This is a genomic window from Proteiniclasticum ruminis DSM 24773 (assembly GCF_000701905.1).
In the GTDB taxonomy this organism is placed as follows: Bacteria; Bacillota; Clostridia; order Clostridiales; family Clostridiaceae; genus Proteiniclasticum; species Proteiniclasticum ruminis.
The window spans coordinates 125857-147148 of the sequence record NZ_JNKC01000007.1 but is presented as its reverse complement, the minus strand read 5'-3'; the positions used below and the strand labels follow the sequence as shown (position 1 = coordinate 147148).

Genomic DNA, 21292 nt, shown 5'->3' with positions numbered 1-21292 from the left:
GACCGGGATGGACCAACCTCTGGTGCACCAGTTGTTCCGCCAGGAGCATAGCTGGGTAGCTAAGTTGGGACAGGATAAACGCTGAAAGCATCTAAGCGTGAAGCCTACCCTAAGATAAGATTTCCCATGACGTAAGTCAGTAAGATCCCTTGAAGAACACGAGGTTGATAGGTGAGAGGTGTAAGTGCAGTAATGTATTCAGCTTACTCATACTAATAGATCGAGGGCTTAATCAAAAAAAAGAACAACTTAAATTCTTTACAATCTCTGTATGCAGTTTTGAAAGATGCAGATCTTTCCAAAACTGAATATCTGGTGTCTATATCTCTGAGGGTTACACCCGTTCCCATTCCGAACACGACGGTTAAGCCTCAAGGAGCCCATGATACTGCAGGGGAAGCCCTGTGGGAAAGTAGGTCGTCGCCAGTTACACTGCTCTAAGCGTAAGCTTAGGGCTTTTTTGTTGTCTCAAAAAAGAGTAGAATAAGAAAAAGAACCACCATACAGCAGGAACTGTATGGTGATCCTTTAAGTTTTATTTCTTGAATTCCCAGTAGCATCTCTTTGGTGAGACGATAACGGATTCTTCTTTCAGTTTTTTCATGATTTTGTCGACTTCCTTACGGTCGACACCGGTACCTTCTGCGACTTTACCTGCATTCACAGGCTCAGCAGCGTTTTTGAAAAAGTCCAATACCATATTGTAGTGATCCATAATACTCTACCTCCCAATTTTACATAGTATAATTATAGCATTAGAAAGAGATCTGATGAAGGAAAAATGAAAGATTATTGATTATGTTTATTAAGTAGAAACTGATAAAAAAGAGGAGAAAAGGTAAAAAAATGGGAAGATATGAAAGTCCGGAATATAGAGTAAAAGAAAAAGAGGGAGCCTTCGAGCTACGAGAATATCAGGAGTTTCATGTGGTGAAGTATAAGGAAAATGAAGATCCGATGAATTCTGGAGGGTTTCAGACATTATTTAGGTATATTTCCAAGAATAATGAGAAAGAGGCCAAGATCAGCATGACAGTGCCAGTGATAGAGAAAAAAGAAGAAGAGGTCTACACCATGGCTTTTGTCGTTCCGAAAGAACATCTACATGACATTCCTCTGCCAAAGGACAAGAGGCTTACCATAGAAAAGACCGAAGAGGGGTATTATGCAACCATCACCTATTCTGGCGTATCCAATAGCAGAATAGAGAAAGAACAGGAAGATAGACTCAAAAACTGGATTGAAGAAAAAGGATGGGAAATCACTGGTGATGCTAGGATGGCATATTATAATCCACCATTTACGCCGGGATTCTTTAGGAAAAATGAAATCTGGATACCGGTGAAGCTGTTAAAATGAAATAACACTGGATATATTATGGTTGCATTTTTGCAGGAAATTGGAGGAAGTATGAAAAAAATATTCTTAGGGCTTCTGTTTAGTATGATTTTGATTTTCACCAGCGCTTGCACCTCAAATATCGAAGTAGACCCTATATCTCCAGTAGAATCTCCTACATATGAAAGACCAGTGGAGCCTGAAGGAGTCCCCTCAGAGAATAATGAAGCTGAAACAGAGAAGGATGTAATGCTTCTTGAGAAACCCATGGAAGAAATCAAAGAATTGTTGGAAGAGCAATATTCCAAAAGAGATCCTTTGGATTTTGGAGAGAATATAGAGGGTGTAAAGACGTCGATTGTGACCAGTGACAAAGTGGTTGCACTCACCTTTGATGCTTGCGGCGGAACTCATGGCAGCGGATATGATGAAGCCCTAATAGAATATCTGATAAAAGAAAAAGTACCCGTGACCCTTTTTATAAACTCAAGATGGATTGAAGCGAATGAAGAGCAGTTTCTCTTCCTTGCCTCCAATCCACTGTTCCAAATGGAAAATCACGGTACTAAACATCGGCCTCTGTGCATCAATGGGCAATCCATCTATGGAATCAAGGGTACGGAAGGTATTTCGGAAGTAGTGGAAGAAGTTGTTGTGAATCATCGCTTGATTGAAGAGATGACAGGTCGTGCGCCTAAATACTTCCGATCTGGTACAGCATATTATGATGATGTGTCCGTGATGATATTAGATGAGTTACAGCTGAAGGCAGTGAACTTCGATGTGCTGGGAGATGCTGGAGCTACATTTACCAAAGAACAGATGCTAAAGTCCTCTTATAATGCAAAAGAAGGATCAATATTCCTATTTCACATGAATCAGCCTCATTCTGAGGTTTCTCAGGGGATTCCGCTGGTTGTGGAGGATCTTAGAAGGAGAGGATTTGAATTTGTCCAGCTTGAAACCTACGATACATTATTGAAATAGCAATAAAAACCTTTCTTCCTGGAGAGAAGAAAGGTTTTTCCATAGTATAAATGTCAAAGAAATTGATATTAATTTAACAAAAAGAATGATATAATGACACTTGTAAGAGACGAGGGATGCCTTATCTTGAACATTAAATTGTTATGATGTACTGATTCTGAAGGGGAATCCTAAAGAAGAAGGCGTAGCACAAGATTGTTAAGATTTTATGCGCCTTTTTGGCGTATTTTTTTATGGAGGGAATTATGGAGGAAAGAGTAGCACTTATTGGGATTGTAGTGGAAAAATATGAGTCAGCAGAAAGGCTCAACCAGATACTCCATGAGTATGGAAAATACATCATCGGCAGGATGGGTATACCGTATAAGGAAAAATCTATGAATATCATTTCAGTGGCGGTAGATGCTCCAATGGATATTATCAGCACCTTATCTGGAAAACTGGGCATGCTTGATGGAGTATCCACGAAAACCATTTATGCCAAGAGCAAGAGGGAAAAGTAGATGAACAATCTGGAACGGCTGATTAAGTTAGAAAATGATCAAATCCTTTCAGAAGCGGATTTGATGATCCTTCTGGATACTTTTACAGAAAAAGACTTAAGCTATGCCATGAAAAGGGCAAGAAAAGTCAGGGAAAGAGTTTTTGGGAATAAAGTCTATATAAGAGGGCTCATAGAGCTCACAAGCTACTGTGTCTGTGACTGTCTCTACTGCGGAATCCGCAGGGAGAACAAGAATGCAGAGCGCTACAGACTCTCAAAGGAAGAGGTCCTCTCCTGTTGCAAAAAAGGATATGAACTAGGTTTTCGAACCTTTGTGATACAAGGAGGAGAAGATCCCTACTATTCTGATGAGGTCATGACTGAAATTGTATCCTCTATACGAAAATCGTATCCCGATTGTGCCATTACCCTTTCTCTTGGGGAGAGATCGAAAGAAAGCTATAAGAAGCTCTATGAGGCCGGTGCAGACCGATATCTCCTTCGGCATGAAACTGCAGATGAAGAGCATTATGGTAAACTGCATCCTAAAGGGGAACACCTGCGGGTGCGAATAAAGCATTTATGGGACCTAAAAGAAATTGGCTATCAGGTAGGTACAGGATTTATGGTGGGTTCTCCTTTTCAAAACAGTAGCACCCTCGTAAAGGATCTTCTGTTTTTGAAAGAGCTGAACCCTGAAATGGTGGGTATCGGACCCTTTGTACCCCATCATGAATCAGTGTTCAAAGACTTTGAGCATGGTTCCTTAGATCTTACGCTGATGCTCCTATCCATCATCCGCCTGATGATGCCGGATGCACTCATACCATCTACCACTTCTCTTGGAACCATTGACCCTAGAGGAAGAGAGTTTGGAATGGAGGCAGGGGCCAATGTCGTTATGCCCAATCTTTCCCCCACAGACGTGAGAAAGAAGTACCTTCTATATGACAATAAGGCTTTTACCGGATGTGAAGCGGCGGAGAGTCTTTCGCTGCTGGAAAAGTCCATGGACAGCATTGGGTTTCAGGTGGTGGTTCACAGAGGGGACTCCAACAGGGCAATGATCAGGAATAAATGAAGTGATTTCAGAAAAATGAATATGAAGGATGTGCAAGGAACATGTATGATGTGAAATCGAAAAAGGCAGAGGAATTCATCAGTCACGATGAAATCTTAAAAACTTTATCCTATGCAGAAGAAAACAGTGGTAATAGAGCACTGATTGAATCCATAATAGAAAAAGCAAGGCTGGGCAACGGTCTTTCCCATAGAGAAGCAGCGGTGCTTCTGGACTGCGGGTTTGAAGACCTCAATGAAAAAATCTTCAAGCTGGCAGAAGAAATCAAGGAAAGATTTTATGGAAACAGAATTGTCATGTTCGCACCACTTTATCTTTCCAACTACTGTGTCAATGGATGTGTGTACTGTCCTTATCATCTCCAGAACAAACATATTGCCAGAAAGAAACTCACCCAGGAGGAGATCAGGCGTGAGGTCATGGCTCTTCAGGACATGGGGCATAAGAGACTGGCATTGGAGACAGGTGAAGACCCCATCAACAGTCCCATAGAATATGTTCTTGAGAGCATTAAAACTATTTATGATGTGAAGCACAAGAATGGTGCCATCAGAAGAGTAAACGTCAATATTGCGGCCACCAGTGTGGAAAACTACAGAAAGCTCCATGAAGCAGGGATTGGTACGTATATTCTCTTCCAGGAGACCTATCATAAGGAAAGTTATGAAATGCTCCACCCCACTGGACCCAAACACAACTATACCTATCATACAGAAGCCATGGATCGGGCTATGGAAGGCGGGATTGACGATGTAGGGATTGGGGTCCTCTTTGGTTTAGAACGCTACAGATACGAGCTTACAGGGCTTCTGATGCATGCAGAGCATCTGGAAGCAGCTTATGGCGTGGGACCTCATACCATCAGTGTTCCAAGAATCCGGCATGCGGATGATATTGATGCGGAGTCTTTCAATAATGGAATTGATGACGAGACTTTTGCAAAAATAGTCGCCTGTATCCGTATTGCAGTGCCCTATACTGGAATGATCATCTCTACCAGAGAAAGCCAGGCATGCAGAGAAAAGGTACTGAAGCTTGGTGTATCCCAAATCAGTGGTGGTTCCAGGACCAGCGTGGGAGGATATGACAAACTGGAGCTGGAAGACCATAAGTCAGAACAGTTTGATGTAAGTGACAAAAGGTCACTGGATGAGATCGTCCATTGGCTTATGGAAATGGGCCATGTGCCAAGTTTCTGCACCGCCTGCTATAGAGAGGGTAGAACAGGAGACCGCTTCATGATGCTTTTAAAGAGCGGACAGATCATCAACTGCTGCCATCCGAACGCACTGATCACTCTGAAAGAATATCTCATGGATTATGCCAGTGAGGAAACAAGGGTATTAGGTGAAAAAATGATTGCAAAAGAGCTGGATAAAGTCACCAATCCAAGAGTGAAGGAACGCGCAGCACAAAACCTAGTAGATATTAATGAAGGGAAAAGAGACTTCAGGTTTTAGGAGAAATGAGTTATGGGATTACACGAAACACCTAGAGGAGAGAGAATCCATATCGGCCTTTTTGGAAAGACCAATGCCGGCAAGTCAAGCCTAATGAATGCCATCACTGGGCAACATCTTGCTGTGGTATCAGAAGAAAAAGGCACCACGACAGACCCAGTGCTGAAATCCATGGAGCTTCTTCCATTGGGACCAGTAGTACTTATGGATACACCAGGTCTTGATGATACTAGTATTCTGGGAAAAGAACGGATAAAGCAAACCTATAGGATCCTTGAAAAAACCGACTGTGCTCTAGTCATCTATCAGCCTGGAGAAGAAGATGATTTGAAACTGAAAGAGCTTATAAAGCATCTTGAGAATAAGAACGTACCGTTTCTCAAGGTGATGAATAAAAAAGATCTTCTCACAGAAACCCTTAAGACGCAGGAAACATTCATACCTGTCAGTATCTATGATGAAAGCAGTATCTATGCTCTGAAAGAAGCCATTGGAACAAAGCTGTCTTTAAAAAAGCAGGAGAAATATATCATAAGAGACCTTCTCCACCCCAAAGATCTTGTGGTTCTTGTGGTCCCTGTTGATTCCGCTGCACCTAAAGGAAGACTCATTCTTCCACAGCAGATGGTTTTAAGAGAAATTCTCGATTATCACGGAAAAATCATGGTGGTACAGGTAGAAGAACTGGAAGAAACCATGAGACAATTTCAGTCTCATATCCGGCTTGTCATTACTGACAGCCAGGCATTTCAGGAAGTAAAAGAAATGGTGCCAAGGGATGTGGCGCTTACAAGCTTTTCCATCCTTATGGCAAGATACAAGGGAGATCTTCAAAAAGCAGTGGCTGGCGCTAGGGTTCTGAAAGATTTGCCAGAAGGCAGCAGAATCCTTATTTCAGAAGGCTGCAGCCACCATAAGCAGTGTGATGATATTGGTACAGTGAAGCTTCCGAAGTGGATTGAGGCCTACACAGGTAAAGAGTTTGAGTTTCATCATACCAATGGGCAGGAGTTTGATCTGGATACAAAGCCCTGCGATCTGGTCATTCATTGTGGAGGCTGTATGCTCTCTGAACGAGAAATGAAAAGCAGAATATCATCTGCTGATTCTTTTGAAGTGCCAGTAACAAACTATGGAATCCTCATCGCGCAGATGAATGGAATACTTGAGCGGAGCATTGAATTTTTAAGGACTCCAACAGGCTGAACCCTGATAACCATTGGCTTCTAAAGAGTTTCATTATGTCTTGAAAAAGGCTTTGATTCAGGATGTAACTCTTTAGAAATATTATTAAAAAACCTATTGACAGTCCTTTGACTAAGACTTATAATAATGATTGTTCTCAAAAATTGTGCTAAATTTTTGGAAATCAATACGTTGAGGCAAAGGATTGTCAAACGTTTTGTATAGTAAATTTACGGCTTGCCGTAATTTACGTAAATCTGGTGTCTATATCTGTTAGGGCTACACCCGTTCCCATTCCGAACACGACGGTTAAGCCTAATGGAGCCCATGATACTGCAGGGGAAGCCCTGTGGGAAAGTAGGTTGTCGCCAGTTATTGGATCTTTAGCTCAGTTGGTTAGAGCAACCGGCTCATAACCGGTCGGCCCGGGGTTCGAGTCCCTGAAGGTCCACCATTTACGGGGGTATAGCTCAGCTGGGAGAGCACCTGCCTTGCACGCAGGGGGTCAAGAGTTCGAGTCTCTTTATCTCCACCATAAAAAAGTCCGAATGTGATGAATTCATATTCGGACTTTTTTCTTATATTTATTTTTCAGCAGAATGTTATTCCCCCATGATATGAACCTTCACAGAGCGGTCCCGGGGGCCATCAAACTCGCAGAAGAAGATTCCTTGCCAGATTCCCATTTCAATGATACCATCACTGACAATAAGACTGAGGCTTGATCCCAGATTGATGGATTTCAGATGAGCATGGGAGTTCCCTTCCATATGCTTGAATTTGGCATCATCGGGAAAGGCTTTATCCAGACCGTAAATCAGATCTGTCAGTACATCTTTATCCGCATTTTCATTGATGCAGAGTCCAGCAGTGGTGTGAGGAGAGAACACAGTAAGAATCCCTTCCTTAATGCCCGATTCCTCAGCAGCTTTTCGGATATCATCTGTGATTTCATAAAATTCCTGTCTGCTTTTTGTTTTCACTGGAATTTGTTTTTTAAAGACTTTCATAAAGCACCTCCGAATTTAGAATCATAGCTTTTCTTTTATTATACCCCAAGTGCTGTTTCTTAGGGGATTTTTGAGAAGGGAACCTCATGAATATTCTCTGAACTTAAGGTTTTTATGCGGATTTTTAGCTTATAATAATAGTGTAAGTTATAGTAATTAATATTTTGAAGTTGTTATATGGAGTATGTATGCGAAAACGGGTGGTTCAGTTCTTTAAAAATATCCTCTATATCTTTATGGAGTCAGATGAAAAGTTCATAAATAGTACGCTCACTGAGAGTGAACAGAAACTTTTCAGAACACTGAAAAAATCAGAACAGATCCACAGTGAACTTGTGACAAAAGCTTTTATAAAAAGCTTACATGGAAAGACTTCAAAGGATCTGGTAAAAGCGGTGCTGCTGCATGACATCGGAAAAGTGGAAAGGCCGCTTCATCTCATAGAGAAGAGTGTGGCGGTGCTTTTGCATAAAACCGGACTTTCTGGAGTATCTTATATTCAGAAAAGGCCTTTTATGATGTCCTATCTTCATCATGCGGAGCGGGGAGCTGATCTTCTTCTTTCAGAAAGTATTTTTAAGAAAGACAGCATGGAGGAGCAGCTGATAAGAACACATCATGAAACCACTGAAAATCTCAGAAAAATCTACGGGAAGGACTCCGAGTTTATAAGAATACACACACTTTTGAAAGAAGCAGATGACTGTAATTAGAAATCAAGTACATCATATGGAGGAAAAGCTATGAAAATCGACATCAAACCAAACTTTAATTTTCGCTTTAAAAATGTGTTCAAGGGAAAGAAGAATATTTATCTGGTTCTGGGATTCCTGCTGCTTTTCTTAATTCTTCTTTTCAATTCCACACATCTCATCGCCACACTTCAGTGGTTTGGAGAGGTGGGTTATACCAGAACATATCTGACAAGAGCCTTTTCCGTAGCAGGGCTCACCATACCCATTTTTTTTGTTTTTTATTTTGTTTCAATCTTTTACTATAAAAGCATTGCAAAAAAATATGATCAGGTTTCCTATCCGCCAAAGACCCCAGAGCAGATTAAAATAAGAAACCGTTTTGTGTACATCGCTGTTGCAGTTTTTTTTGGTATCGTTTCCTATGGACTGGCCAAGGACAACTGGTATCTGATTCTTCAGTTCATCAACGGTGTAGATTTTAATGTCGTGGATCCGGTCTTTGGGAAAGATATCTCATTCTATGTTTTTAGAATGCCGCTATACCAGTTTCTGGTTTTCATGGCTCTTTCCGTAGTGGTCTTACTGATCATTCTCACGGTAGTCATTTACCTGATCATTGCGGCAAAAAGCTCTTTCAACAGAATGAACTTCAGAAATCTCCGTGGGATTCTTCATGTGCTGAAGAATGGCTTTATCCAATTTGCTGGAAAAGCCCTTGCCATGCTCATTTCACTTTACCTGATTCTTCTTGCTGTGAGTTATTATCTGGACTCCTTCCTGGTGATGTTTAATGAGTCCGGAGTTGTGTACGGGCCTGGCTATACAGATGTGAATGTGAATGTGCCGATTTTAAGAATCATGGCGGTCATCTCTGCAGTTTCTGCACTTGTGGTGGCCTACGCGGTTCAAAAGCGAAAAATCAATCTCATCGGGTATTCAATCCTTCTGATTTTTGGATTAAGCCTTCTTAGAGTTGTTGCGTATGTGGGTGTTGAAGGCCTCATCGTCAATCCCAATCAGCTGGAAAGGGAGAGACCTTATATTCTCAACAACATCAATATGACTAGGCAAGCTTTCGGGATTCAGGATGTGGAGATCAGGCAGTTTGAAGCAAACCAGAATATTACACCTCAGGAAGTGACAGAAAACAGAAATGTAGTAGACAGCATCAAGGTGAACTCCTATAGACATACCTTGGATTTCATCAAGCAGGCACAGGTCATCCGTTCTTACTATGATTTCAATGACGTGGATGTGGACCGGTATATGATCAATGGAGAAAAGAAGCAGGTGTTTCTGGCTCCGAGAGAGATCGACCGCAGCGTCATCTCCCCTGCCACATGGCAGAATATCCATCTCTTTTATACCCATGGATATGGTGTGGTGCTATCGGACTCCAGCACCGTGACTTCCCAGGGACAGCCTGATTTTCTCATGAAGGATATCCCAACCACAAACCTCACGGACATTTCCGTGGAGAATCCAAGAATTTATTTTGGTGAGATGGTTTCAGATTACATCATTACAGGAGCAAGAACGGATGAGTTTGACCATCCTAGAGGCGGAGAAAATGAAACCTACCGCTATACTGGCGGCGCTGGCATCAAGCTCAGCTTCTTGAACAGGATTCTTTACGCCATAGAGGAAAAGGAACCGAAGATCCTGATTTCTTCCCTTATTGACAGCAATTCGAAAATCATAAGAAAAAGAAATATCGTGGACCGCGTGAGAACCATTGCACCGTTTCTTCATTATGATGAAGATCCGTACATTGTACTTGCGGATAATCAGGTCTACTGGATGATGGATGGTTATACCACCACAGACAAGTATCCCAATGCCAGAACCTATGAAGGCATCAACTATATCAGAAATTCCGTCAAAGTAACCATCAATGCCTATACTGGAGAAGTCAACTTCTATCTGGCGGATGAGAATGACCCTATTGCCATCACATACAATAAGATTTTTGGAGACCTCTTCAAAGATTTGGATGAAATGCCTGAAGTGCTGAGAGACCATATCAAGTATCCGGAGGATCTCTTCGCCATTCAGACTACAGTGCTTGAAGAATATCATGTGACAGATCCTGGAATCTTCTACAATGGAGAAGACACTTGGCAGAAATCTGCTGTGACTTCATCCAATTCTCAGGAAAAGGTTCAACAGGATCCTTACTCTCTCTTTACATCCTTTGGAGATGAGGACGATCTGGAGCTGGTGTTCACGGAGTACTATACAGTGAAGGGCAAGGAAAATATGGTGGCCATCGTCAACGTGCGTATGGAGAAAGACCACTATGGTCAGCTGGTGGAGTATAAGTTCCCTCCTCAGAAGACTGTATCAAGTCCGTATCTATTCAGAAACAAGCTCAACCAGGATCCGGAGATTTCTAAGGAGCTGTCTCTTCTTGACAGCGGTGGATCAAAAGTCGAGTTTGGAGATATGGTCATCACGCCCATAGAGGACAGCCTTCTCTATGTGGTGCCGGTTTATCTTGTGGCAGAAGGGGAGAATTCTATACCGGAAGTGAAAAGATTTATCGTATCCAATGACAATCAGATTGTCATTTCAGATACTTTTAACAATGCCATTGGAAAACTCTTCAGCATGAATCTGGAAGAGCCCTCAGAAGGTCCAGAGGGGCCTGTGGATGAGACATTAGCCAGAAAGGCCAATGATCTTTTTGCAGAAGCGCTTACAGCTCAGAGAGCTGGAAACTGGGCAGAATATGGTCGGCTCATGGAAGAACTTCAGAAAGTCCTGGAAGAAATGCTGAACTGATAAGTAAGGGGAGAAATCATATGGATTATGATGTAATTATTCTTGGAGGAGGACTGGTGGGTTGTGCCATGGCCTATGAGCTGTGCAAGTACAATCTAAATATTGGACTCATTGAGAAGAACTTTGATATAGCGGAAGATGTGGCTCTTTTTAACTCCTCTCTTATCCTAGATGGGAAAGACATAGAAGAGGACCATATCTATCAGCTGATCCGAAGAAGCAACCAGAAACTGGATGCGCTATCGGAGGAGCTGGATGTATTTTATGAAAAAGTGCCTTCCTTTACCATTTATCCCACAGAAGAGGAAGCGGTGAGGGTCTATGACCGTGCGGTAAGAAGAGGAATTCAGGGAATTTCACTTTTAACGGGTAAAGAAGCGGGAAAGATGAATCACCATATCAAGGAAGAAGACAGAAATGTCATCTACTCTATGAATACTGGGGTGATTTCGCCCTATGACTATGCCACGGCCATGGCGGAGATCGCCTATGACAATGGAGTGAGCTTCCGCCTGGAAGAAGAAGTGCTTGACATCCATAATCAGCCTAGAGGCGGCATTAAGGTAACCACGAATAAAAACAAGTACACAGCTAGAGTTGTTATTAGAACCACATTTGGAGACCATTACTCCATCAAGAAAGATGAAGAGATGGTGGGACCCCATGATATCATTGAACATATGCTGGTAGAAAAAGATTTTCAAAATGAGATCAAGCATATCATCAAGGAGTACAAGGCAAGTGGAGAAGTCATAAGTCTAGTCCCCACGTCCACCAATAAGCTTCTGGCAAGCCTTAAAACAAGCACATCCAAAGAGTTCTCCCAGATGAAGAAAGAAGTGGAGAGTGTCATTGGGCCGTTTCCTCCTGAGAGAGTAGACATCATCAATGAAAGCCGGAACTGGACAGAACCCATCCAGATCGACCAGGAGTTTGAGACAGAGGGATATATCCATATTCAGGCAAAAAACTATGCGGTGGACAATGTCCTGTCAGCCATTACGGAGGATGCGCTCCATATGGTTCTGAAGCACTTTAAAGCAAAACCAAACAGTGATTATGAAAGCAAGCGAAGAAAGTACTACCGTTTCAGGGAGATGGAGGATGAAGAAAGAAATGAGATCATTTCCATTGATCCGAAATACGGAAAAATGATCTGCCTCTGCTCCAATGTCACAGAAGGGGAAATTGTAGACTCTATTCGAAGACCCATGGGGGCGAGAACCGTGGAAGGTGTAAGAAGAAGAACAGGTATTGTTTTTGGCAGATGCCAGGGGTCTTACTGCTTGACAAAGATCATCGGGATTTTGGCCAGAGAGCTTCACAAAAGTCCATTGGAGATCATGAACGACAAGAAGAATTCTCAAGTGGTCTTCGCCAGAATCAAGGAATTTGATGGCCGCTAGAAGGAGAGCATCATGAAAAAAGAGTACTATACAAGCATTATCAGGATTAAAGGGTCTGAGACCCATCATATGGTTCCTGTGAAAAGCGACCAGCCCATGGAGCGGGACATCTTTATTGAAGTGTCGAAGGTTCTTTCAAGAATCTATGTGGGCGTTCCCTTGGAGCGCGGAGACATCATCTGCAGCAATATCCTCAACACGGGAGTCAACATCATAGTGACGAAAACCATTGAGAGTTGACCTTTTCAAGGGGAAGGGATATAATGAATTGAATTAAACCGTTGATAAGGTTAGTACAGTAATGTCACTTTTTAGAGAGCAGATGGTCATGTGCAAATCTGCAAGAGGCATTTATGGAATCCACCTTGGAGGGACTGGTAATGCAGTACGGAGAAGACCGTTATCTTTTTGAAGGATAAAGCGCATCGCTTTATTAAAGTAGGGTGGCACCACGAGTCAGATCGTCCCTTGGGAATTGATCTGGCTCTTTTTTATTATAAAAAATTATAAAAAATTAAAAAAATGGAGGAATTGTTATGCTGGATATTAAGAGAATCCGAGAAAACCCTGAAGAAATCAAGAAGCTCATGAGCAATAGAGGAGAGAGCCTTGATCTCTCCGATATAGACAAGGTTGTTTCACTGGATGAGGAAAGAAGAGAAACCCTGGTGGAAGTAGAAACAGCAAAAGCTAGAAAAAATCAGGTATCAGCAGAAATCCCTAAAAAGAAGAAAGCTGGAGAAGACGTGACCGAGATCATGGCAGAAATGAAGGATCTTGGAGAAACCATCAAGAACCTGGATAACAGAGTGCGCGAAATTGATGAAGCCATTGAGTTCATTATGCTGCGTCTGCCTAATATCCCAAACAGCCAAGTGCCAGATGGAGACACAGATGAAGACAATGTCGAAATCAGAAAGTGGGGAGAGCCTCGAAGTTTCAGCTTTGAAGCAAAGGCACACTGGGACCTTGGAACAAACCTCAATATTCTGGATTTTGAGAGAGCCGGAAAAATCACCGGTTCAAGATTTACTTTCCTGAAAGGCTATGGATCAAGACTGGAAAGAGCCATCATCAACTACTTCCTGGATACCCATACAGATCATGGCTATGAAGAGGTGATGCCTCCATTTATGGTCAACAGACAGTCCATGACAGGTACTGGCCAGCTGCCTAAGTTTGAGGAAGATGCCTTTAAGCTCACAGAAAATGACTACTTCCTGATTCCGACTGCAGAAGTTCCTGTGACCAATATGTACCGCAATGAGACCTTCTCAGGAGAAGAGCTCCCAATAAAGCATGTGGCATATTCTGCTTGTTTCAGAGCAGAAGCAGGTTCTGCTGGTAGAGATACGAGAGGCCTCATCCGTCAGCATCAGTTCAATAAGGTGGAGCTTGTGAAGTTCACAAAGCCAGAAGATTCCTATGAAGAGCTGAATAAGCTTGTGGAAGATGCGGAAAGAGTGCTTCAGGGATTAGGTCTGCCATATAGAGTGGTAAGAATCTGTAAAGGTGACTTAGGTTTCACTGCAGCATTAAAGTATGATATTGAGGTCTGGATGCCAAGCTACAACAGGTATGTAGAAATCTCCAGCTGTTCAAACTTTGAGGATTTCCAGTCCAGAAGAATCAATATCAAGTACAAGGAAACCGCAAAAGATAAACCTCAGTTTGTGCATACACTGAACGGTTCAGGCGTTGCCATTGGTAGAACCATGGCGGCAATCCTTGAAAACTTCCAGAACGAGGATGGTACTGTGACCATTCCAGAATCCCTAAGACCTTATCTTAAGGGAGAAGAGCTCATCAAGTAAGTGAAGTCTGAGAGGCTGTGTTTTTCTTAACGGAGCCTCTCATTTTTTCATTGACACCCAAATCTATAATTGCTATAATAACTAATGTCGCTAGATCATGGAGAGATGGTCGAGTTGGTTTAAGGCACCGGTCTTGAAAACCGGCGTACCTTTGCGGGTACCGTGGGTTCGAATCCCACTCTCTCCGCCATATGATATTTAGAGAAAAAGGAAACCCTTGAGGCATAATGCTTTCAAGGGTTTCCTTTTTTGCGTGCGCCCGGCATGGGCGATAACTTGGTGGTGAAAGTCCACTACGCGCTCGGTAGCAGGAAGCGTTAGCCGAAGGCAAGGGTGTCCACCGCGAGGTGGAATCTGAAGGAAGCCGGATGTCAGAACGCCGAGTTCTGATGGGCAAAGTTCTGGGCCGACGAACAGAAATCTCATACAAGGTCGAATTGGGACGGACGACTCTGCGCAACAAGAGAAAGTCCAATGCTACCCGAATCCCATACGGTAAATGAGGCGGCTAGATGGAATGAAGGTTATCGCTCTTACCCGGGGAGGTCTCACAGACATCCGGTAGGGATCAATCCGAAAGATGGAGTAAAGCTTGCTGTGAGAAGTCAGCAGAAGTCATAGTACCGAAAGGGCTGCCCGCAAAGGGATAGCGTGGAACGTCAAGAGTATGCGGGAGCGCGGAGCACCGGCTCTCGGGAAAGGAAAGAAAGGGACGGTGCAACCGGCCTTCTGGAAGAAATACTGGATAGGGACAACCTGAACCAGGATTATAAGAGGGTCAAAAGAAACCACGGCGCGCCTGGAATCGACGGGATGACCGTTGAGGAAGCATTGCCGTGGCTCAAGGAACATAAGGAAGAACTTCTGTTGAGCATCCGGGATGGAAGCTTCAAGCCCAACCCGGTGCGACGTAAGTCTATTCCCAAGCCGGATGGAAACGGTGAGCGAAAGTTAGGAATACCCACGGTCATTGACCGCATTATTCAGCAGGCGATTGCTCAAAAGCTTCAACCCATCTTCGAGCCCAGGTTCTCGGACGGCAGCTATGGTTACCGCCCGGGAAGAAGTGGACAACAAGCCATGCAAAAGGTAAAGACATATGCTGATGACGGCTACACCCAAGTGGTGGAAGTCGACTTGTCCAAGTATTTCGATACCTTAAACCACGAACTACTGATGAACCTTTTGAGAAAGCAAATCCAGGATACCCGCGTGATAGGGCTCATTAAGAAATACCTAAAGAGCGGAGTCATGGAGAACAACATCTTCTGCAGAACAGAGGAAGGATCACCGCAAGGTGGCCCGTTATCGCCACTTCTGGCAAACATCTACCTGAACGAGTTCGATCAGGAGATGGAGCGCAGAGGAGTGCCGGTAGTCCGTTATGCGGACGATATTGTTGTATTTGCGAGAAGCAAAAGAGCGGCAGAACGACTGCTGGAATCGAGTCGGAAATATCTGGAAAACCATCTGAAGTTGACATCCCATTTTATATGTATTAACCCCTATATTATGATGCTTTGTTTTTTTTCTTTGACTTAATAATGGCAATCCATCCGATAATTACCGCAAATAATGCTGGAAATTGATAGACTGCTGATTGCATATCGAGACGACCTAACCAAACAATGATGAGGAAAAGGAATATGTTAACGAAACCACTTATATACTGCATTTTCAAACTCCTTTGATTATTCCCAACTAATACTAGCGTATCCACCTAGTGTTTGTTTATAATAAGTTAAAAAAGATATGCCACCAGATAAGCTGAACATACCATCCCTACTAATTGCAAACGTAGGCGTCCATGAAATTTGGATTTTCTGATGGGCGTAATTAGCTGTAGCCCCTTCAGAGTTACCCTCTTTCATAAAGTTTACTTGGATAAATGTGAAATCTCTTGCTTCACTTAAATAGTTAGATGTAGTTAGTCTATAATTTGCAGTAGTACCACCACCTGACTCGCCAATATCACTTGCATTGAAGGTATATTTATAAGTTTTATCTGGGGAAGTGTGATAGTAATAACCGCTTGTAGTATTACTAATCACGACTCCATTTCTATGACCAATACCCACAACAGCTCTCATTCGAGGAGATGGGGGGGTAAGCCAAGTAAAACTAGCAGTAGCTCTTCCTGTTGTAGCAGTCCTTTCAAAAACAGATGTGAAAATATTTATCCAGCCTCTATTTGTGTTAGTACTGCTATTGATGGATACACCCGTATCAGATTTCATTAGCTGAGATTCCATAAGATATTCAGAAAGAGAGCTTTCTTCCATGTGCATTTCATTATTTTCATCTATAGTCACTTTTATATATGATTCATTTGATGAAAAGTGTTTTTCGTTTGCGACATTAGTTCTGTATGATTTAATAGTCTCTTTATCTAATGATTTAAGGATGTCCATTGGAATCCCATAAGCTTCAGAAACTTCTGATAGGCTTGCAATGGATTCAGATGCTACTGCAGTAGAGGAGATGGAAAGAACCATGATCAGAGACAAAATAAGGCTTGCTATTTTTTCATTTTATACCTCCAATTTTACAAATGCAACAGTGACCATTTCATTATATCCGATTTTCAACCTCCAAAACCCCGAACTTCTTCGGGATTTTGGAGGTTTTCGTGTTGTTTTAAATAAAAATCTAAATAAAAGGTTCTCGAATATTCTACTGCCACCTTATGCAGTAACTTAAAAAAATAGACCTAATAAAAAGACACCAGAGCTTATAGATAATTCAAAGAGTAGCATGATAGAACTGCTTCAGCTACACCCAAATCACTGGCTATATCCCTAATTGTTTTCATACTGGCGTAACTTAGTTTAACGGCATTCTTTTAAACTCCTCATCATACCGTTTTCTCTTCCCAGACATGGTTTTCGACTCCTTTCGGCCTTTTTGTCTATCTTACCATTCTGTCCGAAATTTTAACACAGACCCCTCCTGAAGAATACCAATTCGAAGAGCATAAGTTAATGGAAAACATTCTTGAATATGAAGATGTACTGCAGGATACGGTTCTTCAGATTTATTCTGCAATCCATAATGCGATAACACATGATAAAGATGCTGATTATGCAGCACAAACGCTAATAGAAAGCGGAATTATTGAAGAGGCTGTAGAGGAAGACCTCAGATACGCAATAAAGAAAAAATATGATTTGCTGAGCAAGAGAGTAATACTAAGTTATGATGGTATAGATTTCAGTCAGGTTCGCTACTTTCCTAGATACGGGCATTACTCCGAAGCATTTCCTGAATTGGGCAGGATAGATTCCGTAATGATTTACGCTGAGTTCAAATATGAACTTCTTGTTGCGGGTGAATCAAAACATATCAGTGAGTATATAAATTTGTACTTCACTGTAAAAGACGGCAAGTTCAGATTGTTTGCAATCATAGGATAGATTCAGAGTTTCAAGAGATCATCTGCTCAAGCAATGTCAGATGATGTTTTTCAAGAGATAAACCTGAGGCTAGATTAATTCCGAGATATTTCGTAGAATTGCTGTAAATAATCACACATGGATATTAGGATATACAAATAATATAATGTGACAATTGGGGGAGATTGTTCTTGAGAATCGGAATTGTTGAAAAGGCGTTTGAAGTGGAAGCGATGCCTCATCTGAATGGCACTGATATGGAGTTTATCGTCGGAAACACAGATTATCGGACTATGAATAAGGTTGAGTTTGCTCAGAGATTCAGAAATGCGGATGGAAGTCTTATTGACAATGGCCAGATCAGTCCGTTGGATCCACCATTTTATGCAGTCTACAGCAGCAGAAAAGAGATGGAGGCATCCTATAATATCTTGGCCAACAGATGGAAACTTTTCTCGGAAGGGAAAGTGGATGAAAACATAAGTCCTTTGGAGTTCTATATCAGGTTCCAAGTCATCAGGCCGGAAGAGATCCCAGTTGAACTTTCTAGTATTACGACGAAAGATATGTTTCGGCTGAAATTTCATTATCGAGATAAGAAGACTGTGTATTATGTGGAAATGACAAATCATAAAGCCACTTGGCTTGTAACCCTGAAAGATTATCATCAGCATCTGGGTCTCAAGTACACCACAGTAGGAGAGCTCATTGATGGCATGAGAAAGATTGTGGAACCTCTAGAGCTGGATGAGATTGCCTTGGAGCTGACCTATCGCAATAAAGTATATGTTTTATAAAAAAACATCATAGAGAAGAGTGAAATAAAACCGGAAAGACAAAGCCTGTCTTTCCGGTTCATTTTATACTCTATTACTTTCCGTGGAATGCATTCAGATACATTTCCTTGATCTCAGAAATAAGGGGATATCTTGGATTTGCACCAGTACACTGATCGTCAAAGGCCAGGTGTGACATTTCATCCAAGGACTCCAAGAATTTGCTTTCAGATATTCCCATGGATTCAATGTTTTTTGGCATTTCCAGCTGATCCTTCAGGTTGTCTAATGCATTCAGGAGAAGCTCCACTTTTTCCTCATCCGTAGTTCCACCTAACTGAAGATAATCGGCAATTCTTGCATAACGGTAGGTGATATTTGGATATTTGTACTGAGGGAAAGCAGCCATTTTGGTTGGGCTTTCCTCTGCGTTAAACTTAACCACCTCGTTGATGAGCAGTGCGTTGGCAAGTCCATGAGGAATATGATGGAAAGCTCCCAGCTTATGGGCCATGGAATGGCACACTCCAAGGAATGCGTTGGCAAAGGCCATACCAGCCATGGTGGAAGCATGAGCCATCTTCTCACGTGCCTTTTCATTGGTTTGTCCTTCTGTATAGCATAGAGGCAGATACTTGAAGATCAAACGGATGGCTTCTAAAGCAAGACCGTTGGTATACTCAGACGCCAGCACTGAAACATAGGCTTCTATGGCATGAACCAGAGCATCAAACCCTGAAGCTGCTGTGAGTCCTTTAGGGATGTTCATCATGAGCTCTGTGTCAATGATGGCCATGTGCGGCGTCAGTTCATAATCTGCTAATGGATACTTGATTCCAGTGACTTCATCGGTGATGACCGCAAAAGGAGTCACCTCAGAACCCGTACCGGAAGTGGTAGGCACTGCAATGAAAGTAGCCTTCTCACCAAGCTTAGGGAATGGATAGATTCTCTTTCTGATGTCCATGAATCTCATGGCAAGATCTTCAAACCGCACTTCTGGATGCTCATAAAGGGTCCACATGATTTTGGCTGCATCCATGGGAGAGCCTCCACCTAGTGCGATGATGACGTCAGGCTGATAACTGAGCATTTCTTCAGCGCCTTTTCTAGCGGTTCTTAAGGTTGGATCTGGTTCTACGTCCATGAAGATCTTGAAATCAACCCCTTGTTCCTCCAACACTTTAATCATCTGATTGCAGTACCCCAGGTTGTAGAGAACTTTATCTGTTACGATATAGGCCTTCTTCTTTTTCAGCTCACCTAGTTCCCGAAGAGCTACCTCCAAGGCACCATATTTAAAATAGATTTTTTGGGGAACTCTGAACCACAGCATATTCTCTCTCCTCTCAGCAACGGTTTTGATATTCAGAAGGTGCTTTACTCCAACATTCTCACTGACAGAGTTTCCGCCCCAGCTTCCGCATCCAAGAGTTAGAGAAGGTGCAAGTCTGAAATTGTAAATATCTCCGATGGCTCCCTGGGAGGAAGGCATATTGATGATGGTTCTTCCGGTTTTCATGCGTCTTCCAAAAGCATCCATACGATCCTTGGAACGGATCTGATCGGTATAGAGCACCGAGGTGTGTCCAAATCCACCCAGCTTCACAAGAGCATCTGCCTGGTCAAGAGCATCCTCGAAGGTGGAAGCTCGGTACATACCAAGAACAGGAGACAGTTTTTCATGAGCGAAAGGCTCTTCCTCTGTGATCTCTTCCACTTCACCGATGAGCACCTTGCTGTTTTCAGGAATTTCAAGACCTGCAAGAGCAGCGATTTTATACGCGCTCTGTCCTACAATATCAGCATTGAGAGCACCGTTTTTGAGAATCACCTTTCTTACTGCCTCGGTTTCTTCGGAGCTCAGAAGATAGGCACCACGATCTGATAGTTCCTTTTTCACTTCGTCGTAAACACTATCTATGACAATGATGGACTGTTCGGAAGCACAGATGACTCCGTTATCAAAGGTCTTGGAAAGAAGGATGGAGCTTACGGCCATTTTGATGTGAGCAGTCTCATCGATGATGGCAGGCGTGTTTCCAGCACCTACGCCGATGGCAGGTTTACCTGAAGAGTAAGCTGCTTTCACCATGCCAGGACCCCCTGTGGCAAGAATGATATCAGAAGATGACATGACAGTCTGGGTCATGGCCAGAGATGGAGCATCAATCCATCGGATGATGCCTTCGGGAGCACCAGCTTTCACTGCGGCATCAAGAATGACCTTTGCTGCTGCGATGGTGGAGTTCTTAGCTCTAGGATGTGGGGAGAAGATGATGGCATTTCTTGTCTTTAAAGCCAAAAGAGCTTTGAAGATGGTGGTTGAAGTAGGATTCGTTGTTGGGATTACGGCAGCGACTACGCCGATAGGTTCAGCCACTTTTTGGATACCGAAGGAAAGATCCTCTTCGATGACTCCACAGGTTTTATCGTTTCTGTACTGATTATAAATATATTCAGAGGCAAAGTGATTCTTGATTACTTTATCTTCTACTATGCCCATACCGGTTTCTTCTACAGCCATTTTGGCCAGGGGGATTCTATGATTGTTGGCAGCCAGCGCAGCCTGTCTGAAAATCTCATCCACTTGTTCCTGGGTGTAAGTTGCATAGCTTTGCTGCTGCTTTCTGAGATCTTCCATGGCAATCTGGAGTTCTTCTACGGTGGTGATTGGTGTCATTACATCCACATCCTCTGTTAAATTATTGACAATATAAGAATAGCACCAGAAAATAGTATCGTCAATGGAATTCTCCATAATTCTGTTAAATAAATATCAATATTATGATAAAAGTAAAATTAAACGGTTTCATTTTAATAAATATAGCAATAACACTAAAATATTCAGCAAATATGAATCAATTTGCAGAGTCGGAT

General features: G+C 42.5%; 18 protein-coding genes, 3 tRNA genes, 3 rRNA genes and 1 other annotated feature. Of the genes, 20 read left to right on the top strand and 4 right to left on the bottom strand.

Annotated elements, in window-relative coordinates; all coding sequences use genetic code 11:
* Together T487_RS0110005 and rrf (T487_RS0110000) are read left to right on the top strand one after the other, a co-directional pair.
* Window positions 1–236: ribosomal RNA gene (locus tag T487_RS0110005) — 23S ribosomal RNA — on the top strand; the annotation flags it as partial.
* A 75-nt stretch (window positions 237–311) separates the two neighbouring features.
* Window positions 312–429 (top strand): 5S ribosomal RNA (rrf, locus tag T487_RS0110000).
* Window positions 430–535: 106 nt separating this feature from the next.
* Here the strand turns inward: rrf (T487_RS0110000) and T487_RS0109995 are convergent.
* Window positions 536–715: a MarR family transcriptional regulator gene (locus T487_RS0109995; RefSeq protein WP_031576882.1), complete on the bottom strand. Its 180-nt coding sequence runs from the start codon at window positions 713–715 to the stop codon at window positions 536–538.
* Between the two features lie 131 nt (window positions 716–846).
* Between T487_RS0109995 and T487_RS0109990 the strand changes: the two genes are divergently transcribed.
* The 9 genes from T487_RS0109990 (at window position 847) to T487_RS0109950 (ending at window position 7070) form a co-directional block, all read left to right on the top strand.
* A complete protein-coding gene (locus tag T487_RS0109990; protein ID WP_051651653.1) occupies window positions 847–1359 on the top strand; it encodes an SOUL family heme-binding protein in 513 nt (170 codons plus the stop codon).
* 51 nt (window positions 1360–1410) lie between these two features.
* Window positions 1411–2325 carry a polysaccharide deacetylase family protein gene (locus tag T487_RS15465; protein WP_036909367.1) on the top strand — a complete coding sequence of 305 codons (915 nt, stop codon included), beginning with the start codon at window positions 1411–1413 and terminating at the stop codon, window positions 2323–2325.
* A gap of 245 nt (window positions 2326–2570) precedes the next feature.
* Window positions 2571–2828: a TM1266 family iron-only hydrogenase system putative regulator gene (locus T487_RS0109980; RefSeq protein WP_031576877.1), complete on the top strand. Its 258-nt coding sequence runs from the start codon at window positions 2571–2573 to the stop codon at window positions 2826–2828.
* Window positions 2829–3890, top strand: a complete 1062-nt coding sequence (hydE, locus tag T487_RS0109975) for a [FeFe] hydrogenase H-cluster radical SAM maturase HydE (protein WP_031576875.1) — start codon at window positions 2829–2831, stop codon at window positions 3888–3890.
* A gap of 41 nt (window positions 3891–3931) precedes the next feature.
* Entirely contained in the window at window positions 3932–5350 is a 1419-nt protein-coding gene (gene hydG, locus T487_RS0109970) for a [FeFe] hydrogenase H-cluster radical SAM maturase HydG (protein ID WP_031576874.1), read from the top strand.
* A 12-nt stretch (window positions 5351–5362) separates the two neighbouring features.
* On the top strand, window positions 5363–6556 hold the full coding sequence (gene hydF, locus T487_RS0109965; RefSeq protein WP_031576872.1) for a [FeFe] hydrogenase H-cluster maturation GTPase HydF: 1194 nt from the start codon (window positions 5363–5365) through the stop codon (window positions 6554–6556).
* A 235-nt stretch (window positions 6557–6791) separates the two neighbouring features.
* Window positions 6792–6909, top strand: a 5S ribosomal RNA gene (gene rrf / locus T487_RS0109960).
* A gap of 3 nt (window positions 6910–6912) precedes the next feature.
* Window positions 6913–6989 (top strand) — tRNA-Ile (locus tag T487_RS0109955).
* Window positions 6990–6994: 5 nt separating this feature from the next.
* Window positions 6995–7070: transfer RNA gene (locus tag T487_RS0109950), tRNA-Ala, on the top strand.
* Between the two features lie 67 nt (window positions 7071–7137).
* Here the strand turns inward: T487_RS0109950 and T487_RS0109945 are convergent.
* The gene (locus T487_RS0109945; protein ID WP_031576871.1) at window positions 7138–7545 is read right to left on the bottom strand and encodes a secondary thiamine-phosphate synthase enzyme YjbQ; all 408 of its coding nucleotides are present in this window, start codon (window positions 7543–7545) and stop codon (window positions 7138–7140) included.
* Window positions 7546–7733: 188 nt separating this feature from the next.
* Here T487_RS0109945 and T487_RS15965 point away from each other — a divergent pair, with 188 nt between their 5' ends.
* The 7 genes from T487_RS15965 to ltrA all read left to right on the top strand — a co-directional run bounded on the left by T487_RS15965 (window position 7734) and on the right by ltrA (window position 15786).
* Window positions 7734–8258 (top strand): hypothetical protein, encoded by a 525-nt coding sequence (locus tag T487_RS15965; protein WP_051651652.1) that lies wholly within the window; start codon window positions 7734–7736, stop codon window positions 8256–8258.
* 30 nt (window positions 8259–8288) lie between these two features.
* Window positions 8289–11024, top strand: a complete 2736-nt coding sequence (locus T487_RS0109935) for a UPF0182 family membrane protein (protein ID WP_051651651.1) — start codon at window positions 8289–8291, stop codon at window positions 11022–11024.
* A gap of 20 nt (window positions 11025–11044) precedes the next feature.
* Window positions 11045–12430, top strand: coding sequence for an FAD-dependent oxidoreductase (locus tag T487_RS0109930; protein ID WP_031576866.1), 1386 nt, complete (start codon window positions 11045–11047; stop codon window positions 12428–12430).
* Window positions 12431–12442: 12 nt separating this feature from the next.
* Window positions 12443–12670 carry a DUF1667 domain-containing protein gene (locus T487_RS0109925; RefSeq protein WP_031576865.1) on the top strand — a complete coding sequence of 76 codons (228 nt, stop codon included), beginning with the start codon at window positions 12443–12445 and terminating at the stop codon, window positions 12668–12670.
* Window positions 12671–12702: 32 nt separating this feature from the next.
* Window positions 12703–12902, top strand: a binding site (T-box leader).
* 64 nt (window positions 12903–12966) lie between these two features.
* A complete protein-coding gene (serS, locus tag T487_RS0109920) occupies window positions 12967–14244 on the top strand; it encodes a serine--tRNA ligase (protein ID WP_031576864.1) in 1278 nt (425 codons plus the stop codon).
* Between the two features lie 99 nt (window positions 14245–14343).
* Window positions 14344–14434, top strand: a tRNA-Ser gene (locus tag T487_RS0109915).
* Window positions 14435–14895: 461 nt separating this feature from the next.
* Window positions 14896–15786: a group II intron reverse transcriptase/maturase gene (gene ltrA, locus T487_RS0109910; protein ID WP_081827613.1), complete on the top strand. Its 891-nt coding sequence runs from the start codon at window positions 14896–14898 to the stop codon at window positions 15784–15786.
* A gap of 149 nt (window positions 15787–15935) precedes the next feature.
* Here the strand turns inward: ltrA and T487_RS0109900 are convergent, their stop codons facing one another.
* On the bottom strand, window positions 15936–16739 hold the full coding sequence (locus T487_RS0109900; protein WP_162178246.1) for a hypothetical protein: 804 nt from the start codon (window positions 16737–16739) through the stop codon (window positions 15936–15938).
* Between the two features lie 486 nt (window positions 16740–17225).
* On the opposite strand from T487_RS0109900, the gene T487_RS0109890 reads away from it, so the two are divergent.
* Window positions 17226–17657 (top strand): hypothetical protein, encoded by a 432-nt coding sequence (locus T487_RS0109890; RefSeq protein WP_031576860.1) that lies wholly within the window; start codon window positions 17226–17228, stop codon window positions 17655–17657.
* Window positions 17658–17827: 170 nt separating this feature from the next.
* Entirely contained in the window at window positions 17828–18433 is a 606-nt protein-coding gene (locus tag T487_RS0109885) for a hypothetical protein (RefSeq protein ID WP_031576859.1), read from the top strand.
* A gap of 73 nt (window positions 18434–18506) precedes the next feature.
* Here the strand turns inward: T487_RS0109885 and adhE are convergent, their stop codons facing one another.
* Window positions 18507–21095, bottom strand: coding sequence for a bifunctional acetaldehyde-CoA/alcohol dehydrogenase (gene adhE, locus T487_RS0109880; protein WP_031576858.1), 2589 nt, complete (start codon window positions 21093–21095; stop codon window positions 18507–18509).
* Window positions 21096–21292: the final 197 nt, after the last annotated feature.

Coding starts and splice junctions, on each gene's coding strand:
- T487_RS0109990 (WP_051651653.1), top strand. CDS start 847: ATGGGAAGATATGAAAGTCCGGAATATAGAGTAAAAGAAAAAGAGGGA.
- T487_RS0109935 (WP_051651651.1), top strand. CDS start 8,289: ATGAAAATCGACATCAAACCAAACTTTAATTTTCGCTTTAAAAATGTG.
- T487_RS15465 (WP_036909367.1), top strand. CDS start 1,411: ATGAAAAAAATATTCTTAGGGCTTCTGTTTAGTATGATTTTGATTTTC.
- adhE (WP_031576858.1), bottom strand. CDS start 21,095: ATGACACCAATCACCACCGTAGAAGAACTCCAGATTGCCATGGAAGAT.
- T487_RS0109900 (WP_162178246.1), bottom strand. CDS start 16,739: ATGGTTCTTTCCATCTCCTCTACTGCAGTAGCATCTGAATCCATTGCA.
- hydF (WP_031576872.1), top strand. CDS start 5,363: ATGGGATTACACGAAACACCTAGAGGAGAGAGAATCCATATCGGCCTT.
- T487_RS15965 (WP_051651652.1), top strand. CDS start 7,734: ATGCGAAAACGGGTGGTTCAGTTCTTTAAAAATATCCTCTATATCTTT.
- T487_RS0109930 (WP_031576866.1), top strand. CDS start 11,045: ATGGATTATGATGTAATTATTCTTGGAGGAGGACTGGTGGGTTGTGCC.
- T487_RS0109945 (WP_031576871.1), bottom strand. CDS start 7,545: ATGAAAGTCTTTAAAAAACAAATTCCAGTGAAAACAAAAAGCAGACAG.
- hydE (WP_031576875.1), top strand. CDS start 2,829: ATGAACAATCTGGAACGGCTGATTAAGTTAGAAAATGATCAAATCCTT.
- T487_RS0109925 (WP_031576865.1), top strand. CDS start 12,443: ATGAAAAAAGAGTACTATACAAGCATTATCAGGATTAAAGGGTCTGAG.
- serS (WP_031576864.1), top strand. CDS start 12,967: ATGCTGGATATTAAGAGAATCCGAGAAAACCCTGAAGAAATCAAGAAG.
- T487_RS0109980 (WP_031576877.1), top strand. CDS start 2,571: ATGGAGGAAAGAGTAGCACTTATTGGGATTGTAGTGGAAAAATATGAG.
- T487_RS0109890 (WP_031576860.1), top strand. CDS start 17,226: ATGGAAAACATTCTTGAATATGAAGATGTACTGCAGGATACGGTTCTT.
- hydG (WP_031576874.1), top strand. CDS start 3,932: ATGTATGATGTGAAATCGAAAAAGGCAGAGGAATTCATCAGTCACGAT.
- T487_RS0109995 (WP_031576882.1), bottom strand. CDS start 715: ATGGATCACTACAATATGGTATTGGACTTTTTCAAAAACGCTGCTGAG.